Source organism: Novipirellula rosea (genome assembly GCF_039541335.1).
Taxonomy (GTDB): domain Bacteria; phylum Planctomycetota; class Planctomycetia; order Pirellulales; family Pirellulaceae; genus Novipirellula; species Novipirellula rosea.
The window spans coordinates 512656-526104 of the sequence record NZ_BAABGA010000035.1 but is presented as its reverse complement, the minus strand read 5'-3'; the positions used below and the strand labels follow the sequence as shown (position 1 = coordinate 526104).

The window sequence follows — 13449 nt, the reverse complement described above, 5'->3', positions numbered from 1 at the left end:
GAGCGATTTGCAATTGGCAATTGAATCTCCATATTTGTGGCGTTTCCCAATTGCAAACTAACGCTGATAAATCGGCAGCAGACCGTAGGCGGGCGTGAGCGCCAAAATCGCCAACGAAGTGCTATAGGTCTGGCCAAAATGTTTTTCATTGGCGCCACCCGCTGGCCATCCGCCGTTTTCGGATTGTTCCTCGAGCATGCCAGCGGCGATTTGAGGGAAGATCTGGTCCCACGCGTCCCCGCCGACTTGTGCCATCGCTTGGCTGCTGTAGTAGCTGGCCAAGTAGTAATAGTTGTTCTGCCACGGATTGGGGTAAGCCCGGCTACGGAACCATCGTACCGCAGTTGCGACCCCTTCGTGGTCTTGGCGTCCACCCAGGATTAACGTCAGTGTCGCCGATGCGGTATTGGCCAGAGTGATTTGCGGATTGGTTGGTTGCGACTCGACGGGACGGTAGCGAAACACTCCTTTTTCGTGCTGCGACAGGTCGCGTTCGTAACACCGCTGGACAAAATCCAAGCCTTCGTCAAAGTATTGTTTGGGGACATTGAATTCCGCGTTCCGCGCTGACCGCAGAAACATTAGCGCCCACCCGGTGACGGACATGTCCGACGACGCCGTTGGGCTTTCGGGATACCCGTATCGCCATCCGCCGTTGTCGGCTTCGGCTGCTTTTGTTCGCGATTGCACCTCACGATGGTAGATCAACGCCCGATGGATCGCCTCTTCAATTCGTTCGGATCGTTCGCCTGAGCACATTCCATAGACTTCGCCAAGCATCAGCCCGGCAATCGAATGGTTGTACACGACGGTTTGCGAAGGGGTCAGATGTTGTGCCGGAGGAATCACCGGCAATAGTGAAAAGTAGCCGCGTCGACGCTGCGTGCTCAGCACAAAGTCGATCCCCCGCGTGATGTTCTCGCCATACGGTCCTTGATCGGGCAGATGACCACGCGAAAGAAATGCCATGATTGCCATCGATGTGACGGCGGGTTGTGCGATCTCGTCGCTGGGGAATCGTCCATCTTCGGCTTGTTGGCTGGCCAACCACTTTAGTCCGCGGTCGACCGAGGACTCCACTCTCGCCCACTGGCTGGCCGGAAGCGCGGCACTCAGATTGGTGTTGGTTGTGATCACCGAACCGCTGTCTTGTTGCCCATGGACTTGTTGCCCCTGGATTGCCCCCAGCAGGAAACAGATTGTCGTCAACATCACCAGCCTGCCGATGCAACGTGCACTCGCCTTGATCGAGTCCCCAGGAATCGCGATATCGATGATCCGTCGATATCGGTCGCCGTTTTGTAAATTGTTAGTCTTCATCGATTGTTTGCATCAGTTCGCGAATCTGGTCTTGGTATTGTTCGATGGCTTTGCGATAGGCCGCTGGCGGTTGTTTGCCGCGAACCTGCCAGAGCCCATCATCGAGTGTGGAAAGCAGTTTATTCCATTGTTGATCGGGAATCGCTTCGCCTGCGGAGATCGCTCGCAGTAATCCCGCGGCCTCGTCCGATTGGACCATTCGCTCCCACGCGGCACGATTGCCATTTTCGTCGTCAGAAAGATCGATCATTTTCTGGACATCCTCGGCAAGCTTTTCCAAGCGGCGGCGCTGAGCTTCGGTGGTATTCGGATCGTCTCGTTGTTCTTGGATTTCGACCAACGATTTTTCAAGCATTTGCTGTGTCTTCTTTGCTTCTTCGCGTTTCTCACGTTGCTCGTCCGACAGTTCCTGCGGCTCAGGCTTGTCTTGTTTTGCCTTTTTAAGCGTTCGCTTCATCTTCATAGCTTCTTTCAGTCGAGCTGCAGCGGCTTGTCCCGAATCGCCGAGTGAACCCGCGCCGCTTTGCTGCCAAAAAACTGAATCCGCAATCACACGCAGATTTTGCGGACGATTGGGAATGCCCAGTTGGGCCGCGATATTGGGCTCGCGTTCGAGTCGTGCTAGGAATTCATCGAGCGTGGGATCGCGAAGGTCGGCGATATTTGGATTTTGCACATCGTATTGGTCTAAGGCATCGACGACGGCACGGCGTATTCTGTCGAAGAGCTGTTCCGCTTCGATCAATCGTTCGGTGGCAAGTTGTTGTTGGCGGGCGGCGGAATCGAGTTGCGTCTGACTTGCCCGAAACGCCGCGGCGGCTTGATTGAACGTGATCGTTTCCATCAACCGATGCAATTCCTCGATCATCACCTCGATCTCATTCGGGATCGGCGATTCCGCCAACTGCTGGAATTGGCCCTCCAATTCGGTCTTCATGTCAAGCATTTCGACTCGCAGCATTTGCGTCTCGACCGCGATACGATGCTGTTCCGTTTGGACAATTCGCAAATAGGATTGTTCCGCCAGACTTTGGCTCAATATCGCCCAGGAGTCCGCTTGATCGGCGACGGTTCGTGTTTCCAACATCCGAGGTTCGACGTAGTCCGCGATCGCATCGACCGCCTCGTTTTCGAACAACAAGCGATCGAGTGTTGCAGAGAAGCGGTCGAATTGGGCGACCAGGGTGCGAGCATGGCTGACCAAGGACGCCTGTTCTTCTACGGACCCCGCCGCTGCGATTACCTTGTCCGCGTCAAAGCTGATCGTGCGAGCGAGACCTGCGATCTGTTTCGCTTGACGAATGACATCCGCGGGAGTGCCAACGGCAGCATCAAGTTCCAGCGGCATTTGTTTTTCGATTCGTTCGGCAAGTTCCGCAGCATCTTTTGCCAAATCCGTCGCCGAGTGTAACCGTAATTCGACGATGATCGTCCATAGATCCGGTTTTTGACTTTCATCAATCTGCAACCATCCCAGCACTTCTTCGGTCGCGTCATATTGCCGCTGCGAGATATCGGTTAACCGGTCACGCAACGAGTTTCGACGGCGTTTGACTAATTCGAGATATCGGGAAAGCAACCGCGGGTCATCCCCGAGCATTTGCGCAAACTCGTCCATCATCTCGCGACGCAGCTTGACGACCTCGGCGAAGCGATCGAGGTATTCTTGGTCGACTTCGATGATTCCCATTTTGCGTTCGAGCGGATTGCGGTTTTGCCGCGATTCCCGCATCAAGGTCCGTCGCTTCTCGATATAGATCTCGTACATCGTGACGGTTTCGTCGAGCGAACGTTTAAGCTTTTTCTCCTGAACCACGCGGTCGTAGCGTTTCAGCAGAGCCTCCAATAACTCTCGTGCTCGGACCACGTGTTGAAGCGACACCGTGGCATCCGCGTCGCTGGCGTTGGGCCGTTGGATGGCGGCAAACACACGGTCTCGGGCCGGAGTGACGTGGGTCCGTGCGATGTCGACCATTTGCAGCCCCACAAAGGCATATTGATTTTGTCTCGTTTGCTCTCGCAGATCCGCTACATACGCTTCGATATTTCCCAGTCCGAGATCCAACCGCCTGAACTGTTCCGCCCGATCGGCATCGGCGATTCTATGGTCGAGCAATTGCTTCAGTCCTGTTTCGATCTCGGCGAGCATTTTGTCGATCGTGACAACGTTATCACGCACCTCCATTTCTTCGCCGGGGCGATCGTTCGCCTCAGCAATCGCGGCCAATCTTGCGGTAATCTTCAACCGCCGTCGTCCGGTCATCGTTTTTTGGCCACTATGACTGCGTTGTGGCTTGAGTGAATACTTCGCAGGGGGCGACGGTGGTGTGTTGCTGGCGGATGGTTTAGCGGGAACATTCGCCAGACTGGACGCCGCCGGTGACGCTGTTTTGTCTGGTTTGTTCGGCTCAGGCATCACATCGGAGGGGGCCGAGTCACGCGTTGGGGCCGCTTCCTCCGTAACGACTTTGTCTTTATTTGCTACGTCACTATTTGACTTGTCTGTCTCGCCCTCGTCATTTTTGCCAGCGACCTTGTCTGTCGACTTAACGTCTCGGTTTTCCACCGTTTGATCCCGTGGATCGTCGGCATTCATTTGCGGCGTGTTTGCTTCGCTGGCGTCACCGCGAGTTGTATCGTCTTCCGACCTTTTTGCGATTGGTTCGGATGAAGACGCTGGATTCTTTGCAGGCGAGTTTTGTTTTGAGGCGGACTCAGATGGAGACTGATTGGCAACGGCGGCTGGATCCTTGTCGGTTTCATTCGCCACGGCTTGAGTCTTGTCGGATTGGTTGGCATCGGAATCCGGTTGTGTTGGCATCCGATCCGCGTCCTCGCTGTCTTGACGGGCCAGCCCTTGTTCGTTGGCTGTAGGCGATGCCGCATTGTCTTTGGCGTTCCGATCGTCAGCCGTTGGCTTCGGCATCTCTGCGATCTGCGTCCCATCTTGGTCGCCGGTATTCGAATTCGGCGACGACGATTCTGGCATCGAGGGTTCTGCGACGGGGACATTGCGATTGTCAGAAACGCGGACTGCGTAACTGATTTCGCTTCCTTCCGGCAAATTCAGCTCTTTCAAGTCGAGCTGGGTTTTCCCCAGCACATGCTTTTGCATCTTCTGGTCGCCAAGCGGAATTTCTTTCACCGCGACGACTTTTGGGTTTCCCTCGGCGTCTTTCTGCGTTTCGTCATAGACCACCAATTCGGCGGTGGCAATTCCGTGATCGTCATGAGCTTCGAATTCGATCTCGATCGTTTCATCGACCGCAACCGCCATCTCATCAGTCGGGCTGACGACGCGTGCAACAGGAGCTTTGTCCGCGATCACGTCGATGCGGCAGAACGTTTTTCGTTGGTTGGTCAATCCATCACGACTCGCTAACACAGGTCGTAGCACAACATCGTCGATCAGTTGCATGCGATATTGGTACCATCCGTCCGCATCCGGCACTAAGTCTTGCACCGTTTCATCCAGCGACGCTTGATCGGATTCCACATCGCGGAGCGATTGTTTAGCTGCGGAGAGCGAAATCGAAAGACGTTGCAGAGGCTCGAGTGATTTGATCGCCAAAGTGAGATTGCTGCCCTGTACAACCTTGATACGTCGTGGAAGCAGGTCGCGATGCACGCTCGGGCGATCGGTATACTCGGGGAACTCAATTAAGAACTGCAACTCTGCAATCTCGGGGTAATCGATCGCTTGTACATGATTCCAATCGGTTTGTGCGTCCCCCGAGCGAATGCGGTAACTCAGCGATTCATCGACACGCATCGGGTGCGAAAACTGATCCGTCATCTTATCGTCGGGTCGCAGTCGATGTGTTTGTTCATGCCCCTCGCTGTCTCGTAGCGTCAACATCGCCGTCGAACGACTCACTCCACTCAGCTTCGTGACCAGATCGATGGTGTCACCGCGAGGCACTCGCAGGTCCCCGGTCACACTGGTTAATTGCGTCGCGGTAATGTTAGACGTGGGATTCCAAAACCGCTGCAACAAGATTGAAATCTGTTTGGGACTAGCTGCAATCATTCCGATAAGGATGATTCCCATGACTGCGGCGACCACGAGCGTCTGGCGAAGCGGGCCGGGCGACGCAATCGCATCGGGGCGGACGATTCGCTCCATCGCGATCGCTTCGCTGGTGACCTGGGCCGCCATCGCCTTGGCAGTTGGCGAATCAGCGGATTGATCTCGCGTCGACAAACTTGCGACCGTGGACCAACGTTCTTCCAATTGCGGGACGCCAACGTCGACACAACTCGCGGCGTGATGCCATCCCAGCGACCGGCGGATCGGCTTGATTCCCATCATGGCCACCGTAATCGCGGATGCGATCATCGTTGCTGATGTCATCAGGGGACGCACCAATGGATCCATGAACGGAAACAACCAATCCAGTGCCATCGACAGAATCATCAGTGAAATCAACACGCACCATCCGATCGAAAGGGCGCGAATGGCAGCGAAGATTGCATGCCGCCATCGAACCGATCTCAGTTTGACCGTCATGGCGGAGGGTAACGGATGCGTTGAAATTGAAGCTGACATGATTACGAAAGCCCTCTCCACTTACGAATAATCCATTCGATTTGCAAACACCCAAACACGAGCCATAGATACCGCCAACGCAGCCATAACGGTTGACGCTGGACGCGGTGGGTGACGATGGGATCCAAATTGGTCAGCTCGATGATTTCACTCACAGCGGTGGGGGGTAAAACCTGGCCACCACTCAATTCAGCGACTTGTCCGGCCAACACGCGATTGCACCGCGTATCGACCAGCTCGGTTGGCAAGTCTGCCTGTACCGTAAACGTGGCTGACGCGATTTCCGGCGTGGCCTCGGCGGCATCAATTTCCGCAAGCGACTCAACCAAGCTGCCACCCGGTTGAGCCTGATAGACACCCGGTGTCAACGAGCGAATTTCGGCTCGATAGTGGCCTGGACGCTCCGCGTCTGGCGCCAGCGGAACCATTCGCTCGTCCTCACCCGAGATCAGACGCAGATTCAGTACCTCGGTTGCACCGCTATCTTCGATCACGGGGTTGCCGTCGGAATCAAGCAATTCAACTTCGACATCCACGGGCTGGTCGGTTTCATAGAGCGTCTTGCTGGTGCGAATTCGAACCGACCGGTTGCCTGCGGACAGGTCCGACGCGATCGCCCACCGCATCAATTGACCCCAGAAACGATAATGCAACCGATCGCCACGCAAAAAACGCAGACGGTATGTATCTGGTCCGGCTAGATAGACGACACGTCCCCGTCCCACCGGTTGCCAACACAAAAACGTCGAATCGGACAGCTCGGCATCACTTGCGTTGGTGCCGAGGTCACGGGGGGCCGCCGCGATCAAACTGCGAGCCGTTGGCAGCGGTGATCGCCAACGCGATACTTGATGGAGCGGTGAAAAACGATTGACAAAGTCCCATGCATCACGTGTCGCCGAATCGGTTTCGCCGATCATTAGCGCCACGTGCGATCTTCCCTGCTCGGTCACACGAAATGAATATTCGCGATCGCCGTCGTTAGCTTCATCAATCGGGCGGACCGGGACGATCTCGGCTAGCGGATGGTCACGATAAGCCTGGGGCATCGCAGCATCTCCAGCGATCATGATCAGCGTGCCACCGCGAGTCCGCAAGTATTGTCGTAACGACTCTTGCGATTGGGCCGGGAAATGGTCCGGCTGAATGTCGCCCAAAATGACCACGTCGTATTGATCCCACTGGTCGACGGTGATCGGAAACGTTTTCGTTTCCTCACGACGACCGGTTGCGATCACTCGCGGATGGTACAGCAATTCGTCGACCTCGACCTTATCATCGCGACGAAACAGTTGTGCGAGATAACGATATTCCCAGCGTGGATGTTCATCGCAGAGCAGGACCTTAATATCACTCCGCGTCACGTTGATCTCAACTTCGCCAAAATTGTTTTCCAACGTCATTTCACCATCAAGCGGATCCACGGCAATTTGAAACGTTGCCGTGCCAATCTCGGAGACACGTTGATCAAATCGAACGCGATGGCTAGCGGAAGCCGAGTCAATCAGAACATTTCGAAAATCGATTACTTGTCCGTCCTGCATCAGCTGCACGAGACAGGTCTCACCCAAACACTGGTAGGCTTCCAAATGGGCCTCGATCACCACCGCGTCATTTCGCATTGCGACGATGGGGGCACTGGTCGAAATCAGATCGATATCCCGCAGTCGTGACGAGTTGCCAATGGGGACGACATACACGGGCGAACCTTCCATCTGCGTGGCAATTTCCGTCGGTTTTCGGTCACTGGCGTGATTGTGTGCGACGTCCGACAGTACAAATGTTGCCGCGACCGGCTGATCTTGCCGCATTCGATCGACATGCCGCAGCCCAGCGGATAGATCCGTTACCTTTACCAAATCATCGCGGTCCGTCAATTCGCTTAGAAACATCGATGCTTCGTTGTCGCCGGATAGATCACGCGGCACGTTATCAAAGAAGCTCCAGTGAACGTCCGCGGTTTCTTTGATCGAATCCAAGCTCGAGTCACCAAGCTGGTTTAAGAACGCTGCGACACGCTGACCACGAGCTCGGTTTTGAAATGCTGCTGAGACGACCACACCGCGGTCAGGCGACGTCGACGCATTCTTGGAAAGTTGCTCGGCAAGCTCGATCGAAACTCGGCGTGCAATCGCGGTTCGTCCCACCAGATCGGTGAGTCCTTCGCGCCAACCGGCTTCGCTTGGAGTGCGATCTCGCTGCAGCGTCTGGGCAAGATCAACCAACGCATCGCACTCGGGGCTCTCCAGCAGCGTCGACAAGCGGGCAAGCAACGGGATGATTGTGTCCGTATCCCGCACGTCGGCAGATGTACCGACGTCACGAATTTGATTTAGATGCATCCTGGATCGTGTGATCGCCTTGCTGGCCAAACGAACATGCTCGCTGACCAAACGTTCGCCACCATGTTTTTCAAGGTCGCTGATCGCAGCGGACAATTCGTGATGGGCCACCCCAAGTGCCGCGATTGTCCGGTCGGCGAGTGCGATAGGCTCGATAAGCGACGAATCTGTGTGCCCGCCGTGGCCCGAGAGCGCCCAACGCAGATCGTCCGCCGTGCCGGCCGGATCGACCGTCGCCATGCTGGCACTGACGTCGGACAGAATGACCACCGCTTTTTTCGTCGATGTCGATTCTTCAAGAACACTTGTGGGCGCAAGCAACATCCAGAGGGCAGTTGCAATCGCAAGCACGCGAAGGAGTAAGAACAGTGACGTGGTCTTTGCTCCCAAAATGCGTCGTTCGCGATACAAAGCCCATACCATGACGGCGGCGCAAATCAGCGTGACCAAGACAATCAGCGGAAGATTGAACGGGTGTTCGAGCGTGATGTATTGTTGGGTGGTGGTTTCCGTGGCTCCCATCGATCAATTGACCTCCGATGGCTGTGCGTTAACGTGGGACCTGCGTTCGGTTAGGTTCGCTTGCCCTGAGACTGCATTGTCAATCGTCACTCCCAACGTGGGGGCATCCATTTCGGAATATTCGGGGATCCCTGCGACACCAAAACGCTCGTGAGCCAGAATGCCCGAAAGGACCAATTCACCGGTGATCAGCAAAATCAGTCCCGTCAATAGATAGGGCCACAACGGATCGGATTGCGTCGACGCCGTCGCCGACAACCGTTCGATTGACGGGGTGGCGGTGGTCGAAGCCGCAATCTGCTGAACCGCATCAGAACTCAGCGGAATTAAATTCGATTCATCGCTGTCTCGTAGCACTTGAAACGGAATCGCTTGATCAGCGAGACCGATTTCCAACTCGTACGCGCCAGGCAACCGAGTGCGGCTAGATCGGAATTCGAATCCATCGTCACGTTGATTGGCAGTTAATTCGATTGCGTCACCGTGCGGCGATCTGAGAATCGCCGTTGCCGCATCCGCATTGGCTTGCTCGGACGCATCAGTGTACGGTACGCGGAACACGATTGGTTCACCGGGTTGCAGGTTGTACTGCGTCGCCCGAGGCTGCGCCAAATAGTCAATCCAGTCGCGAACCATCACCACAAACGATTGGGTGCGTGCAAGATCACTCCACTGCAATCGCAGCGGAACCGCTTGCACGATCACTCGCCCCCGTCCGACAAAATTCTCCGCCGCCAATGGCTGTCCGTTACTGAGTTTTAGCAGCACTGACAACGCTTTGCTGTTTTCGCTGGTGACGAATTGGAAACGGCGCCGGATCACTGCGTCGGCTAAATCAAGCTGTTTGTGATCAGTCAATTGACGTGTCGCCGGGTGCGTACTGCGAAACGGGTCGATTTGAGTGCGTCTGCGTTCCGTTTGCTGTTCATTGGAATCTTCCGCAGCTTCTTCGGTATCCTCGGTGTCGACGATACGGTCGATTCGTAAGGGCGACAGTCCGCCGGCGTCGGCAAACAACGAGTGGTTGAAGGAATCGACGTCGGTTCGAGCCCCAAGTCCGATCCACAATCCGCCTCGATCGGAGACAAAATCGGTAAGGATCGCAACGATGTCCTCGTCCAACCGCGTCAGATTGGGAATCACCACGACGCGTTGCTGAGAAAGATCCATCGTCGCCAATTCCGATGGCGAAACCAGCGTCGGCACATAGATCGAATTGTCACTCAGCGGGACGCCGTCGATCCATCCCAGCGCCGCCTGGACAAAGTACGAATCTTGTTGCATCTCGGCGAGTTCAAACGCGTTTTCTACGATCACCACCGGGACCCGGTCGACGACTTCCACCACCGTACTAAACTGATTGTCTGCGATTAGATCGTCCGAGTGAACCAGCCGACAACTAACGCGGTACGTCCCCGGTGTCGTGAACGTGTGCTCCCAATTCACTTCGAGTGATTGCGCGGCGTCAATGGAATCGATTGATTGCTGGTCTTGTTCGGCTCCATTAATTTTCCAGCGAAGCGGAGCCCCGTAAAACGCGGCGCTTCCGTAATTGTGCAGCCGAGCTGTCATCGTCACCGGTTGGTCCACGCCCACGATCGTCCGCCGGACCCTCAATTGATCCACCGCCACATTCCCTTTGGATGCAGCCTGTTGGGACCCCGACTCGGTGAACTTGTCTAAGCGAACGGTTTGGATTTCGGTGCGAATGGGTGAATCGTTCAAAACTTCGTGAAAACGTTTCCAGCCTGCTTCATCCTCCAGTCCCCAATCGGCAGCTTGACCGTCCGTCAACACGACAATGCGACGCGAGGATTGCGTCGGTTGATGTTCGGCCTGAACCGCAGTGAACAGTGCCGCCAACAGATCGCTGCGGCCTCGGGTGGCCTGCAGTTGCTGTAATTCGGACTTGATCCACTGTCGGGTTCGCCGATCGCTACGGACCGGTCCCGTCCCAGTCCACATTGGATACGGTGCGGCGGTCAAGACACGGACGTCATCCGAATTTGGCAATTCCGTCACCATCTCGATCGCATGATCGATCGCACTGCCAATCACCGTTCCTTGCGGATCCGAGCGCAACATCGACATCGAGTTGTCGACAATGAAGATGGTCTCGCCTCGCTGGTTACCTGCCAAAAATCCCGACGGCAACAATGGGCGTGCGAGAGCGAACACAAGTGCCGCAATCGCCAAACAACGCAGCAGCAACAGCAGCCACTGTTTCATGCGTCGCGCACTGGTTTTTTTCGCGGATGCCTCCATTAAAAACTGCATCGCACCCCACTGGATCACCGTATTACGGCGTCGATCAAACAGATGCAGCAACAGCGGAGCGGCAGCCAAAGGCAGAGCAAACAAAAATGCAACGCTCAGGAAACTCATCGTCGTTTCGCTCCTTTGCGTGCCATGCGGTTCCGCAGGAACCAGCCAAGCGTGTCTGCCAAATCGACTGCGGTCGTCAAGCGGACATAGTCGCCACCGAGGCCCACCACGGTTTCCTCTAATTCGGCAACGAAACGCCGCATCCGTTCCAGGTACTGGTGGCGGACGGCGGGGGGATCCAAATGAATCCGCTGGCCCGATACTTCTAATGACTGAAACGCCGACCAACGGCGAAAGTCAAACGTCAACTCTTCGGGGGCCAACACATGCATCACAACCACGTCATGTCCGCGAGCACGGACAATCCTCAGAGCGGTAGTGAGTTCCTGAAGATCGCCAAAACAATCCGAGAACAGCACAAACAATCCCCGCCGTCGTTGTCGGGCGGCACAATGTTGGATTTGCTTACCCAAACTTCCTGCGTTATTGGGGGCCGCCTCGCTCGGCTGCGCTGACTGCAGCGTCGCCAAGATCGCTCGCAGATGAGCGGCATGCTGTTTCGCTGGAACAAACGCTGGATTATTGTCGTGCAGAATCGTCAATCCGACCGCGTCGCGTTGATGCAATAGTAGCCTCGCCAAACAGGCCGCGGCTTGTTTGCTGTAATCAAGCTTGCTTTGAGTCGACAGACCAAACTTCATTGATCCACTCGCGTCGATCGCCAACATCGCATGCAGGTTCGTTTCTTCTTCGAATTGGCGGATGAAGTAGCGGTCGTTCCTTGCGTAGACCTGCCAATCGATTTGTCGGACCTCGTCACCCGCGGCGTATTGCCGGTGCTGGGCGAACTCGCAGCACCCTCCTTTGGTCGTCGAACGATGCTTTCCCGCCAGTAACCCATCCACCACACTCCGCGACAATAGTTCCAAATGACCGATTTGATCCAAAACCCGCGGGTCGACCAAATCGCGATAGGGCAACGGTGACATAGCAGATGTCGGCGTGAGATCGGCAGGTGGACGGCGGCGAAAACGAGTGAACATGAAATGCAGTTGTCGGGGGTGAAAAATCGTGAGAGGAAACGAGTTAGGCCCATCGGATGTTTAAGTGACGGTCGATGTTACGCAGCCACCGTCACCAGACGGTAGATCCATGCTCTGGCAGCATTTACCGTAGTGGACGAGGCGACGAGTCCTTTTTGGCATTAACCGTAGTGGACGAGGCAACGAGTCCTTTTTGGCTCAGTGAAGCGGCAGGACTCGTTGCCTCGTCCACTACCGCCCGCCATTTATTGTTCCGAACGTCCTTAGCTATTCTTTGCCGGTTGGTTCTTTTGCTTCAGCGAGGGTGTTTGATCGATAATCCTGGTTAATACCGAGTCGGCATCGACTCCAGCGGCCTCGGCGTTGAAGGTCAAAATCACGCGATGTCGCAGTACGGGTAACGCGACTGCGATCAGGTCTTCGGTTGTGGCGTGACATCGGCGATTCAGTAACGCCCGTGCCTTGGCGGCCAACAACAACGAGATCGTGGCACGCGGGCCCGCACCCCACTGCACCAAATTCTGTAGCTCCGATGACATCGTTCCCTCTTCGGGACGCGTGCCCCGTACCAAGTCGAGCGCCGCATTATAGACGTGGTCGGCGACGACAACGCTGCGGACCAGGGATTGCATCTGGTGTATTTGCTGTTCATCGAGCACTTTGACGGTCTCGAACTTGTAGTCCGTCGTTTGCCGGCGAGCAATTTCCATTTCGTCATCACGACTCGGATAAGCGACGTGAATTTTCAGCAGGAATCGATCCAGTTGTGCCTCGGGCAACGGATAGGTGCCTTCGGTTTCGACGGGATTTTGTGTCGCCAAGACAAAGAACGGATCGGGTAGCGAGTAGGTTTGGCCACACACGGTTAACTGACGCTCCTGCATCGCTTCGAGCAACGCACTTTGCGTCTTGGGCGGCGTTCGATTGATCTCGTCGGCCAGAATCACGTTTCCGAACAAGGGACCCTCGACGAAACGGAAAATGCGTTTGCCAGTCGTGTGATCCTCTTCCAATATCTCGCTGCCCGTGATATCGCCAGGCATCAAATCGGGAGTGAATTGCACGCGGCGAAACGTCAGATCGGTTAACGAAGCCAACGTCGCTACCAACATAGTCTTGGCCAATCCCGGCATCCCCTGCAGGATACAGTGCCCGCGGCAAAGCATGCCGATCAATAGCTGCTCGGCTACTTCGTGTTGTCCGACGATGACGCCAGCCAACTGTTCGCGAAGTGCCGTCAACTGCTGGTGCAATTGGTCGACCGCCTCCGCCACGTCGAGCGAGTTGTCGTTGTTCGTTTTAGGCGGTCCGTTGGTACTCGGTTTTGTCATTTCGTCGATTCGATTTA

Annotated in this window: 6 protein-coding genes; all 6 read right to left on the bottom strand. The window is 55.5% G+C overall.

What is annotated here, in order from left to right; genetic code table 11:
• Positions 1–57: 57 nt before the first annotated feature.
• Complete coding sequence (locus ABD971_RS14650) at positions 58–1320, bottom strand: prenyltransferase/squalene oxidase repeat-containing protein (protein ID WP_345323208.1); 1263 nt, start codon at positions 1318–1320, stop codon at positions 58–60.
• Positions 1310–5869: a hypothetical protein gene (locus ABD971_RS14645; protein ID WP_345323206.1), complete on the bottom strand. Its 4560-nt coding sequence runs from the start codon at positions 5867–5869 to the stop codon at positions 1310–1312. The genes ABD971_RS14650 and ABD971_RS14645 overlap by 11 nt, the downstream gene beginning before the upstream one ends.
• A gap of 2 nt (positions 5870–5871) precedes the next feature.
• Positions 5872–8733 carry a hypothetical protein gene (locus tag ABD971_RS14640; protein WP_345323204.1) on the bottom strand — a complete coding sequence of 954 codons (2862 nt, stop codon included), beginning with the start codon at positions 8731–8733 and terminating at the stop codon, positions 5872–5874.
• Positions 8734–8736: 3 nt separating this feature from the next.
• Positions 8737–11118: a BatA domain-containing protein gene (locus tag ABD971_RS14635; protein WP_345323202.1), complete on the bottom strand. Its 2382-nt coding sequence runs from the start codon at positions 11116–11118 to the stop codon at positions 8737–8739.
• A complete protein-coding gene (locus tag ABD971_RS14630) occupies positions 11115–12047 on the bottom strand; it encodes a DUF58 domain-containing protein (RefSeq protein WP_345323200.1) in 933 nt (310 codons plus the stop codon). The genes ABD971_RS14635 and ABD971_RS14630 overlap by 4 nt, the downstream gene beginning before the upstream one ends.
• Positions 12048–12364: 317 nt before the next feature.
• Positions 12365–13432 carry an AAA family ATPase gene (locus ABD971_RS14625; RefSeq protein WP_345323391.1) on the bottom strand — a complete coding sequence of 356 codons (1068 nt, stop codon included), beginning with the start codon at positions 13430–13432 and terminating at the stop codon, positions 12365–12367.
• Positions 13433–13449 lie beyond the last annotated feature (17 nt).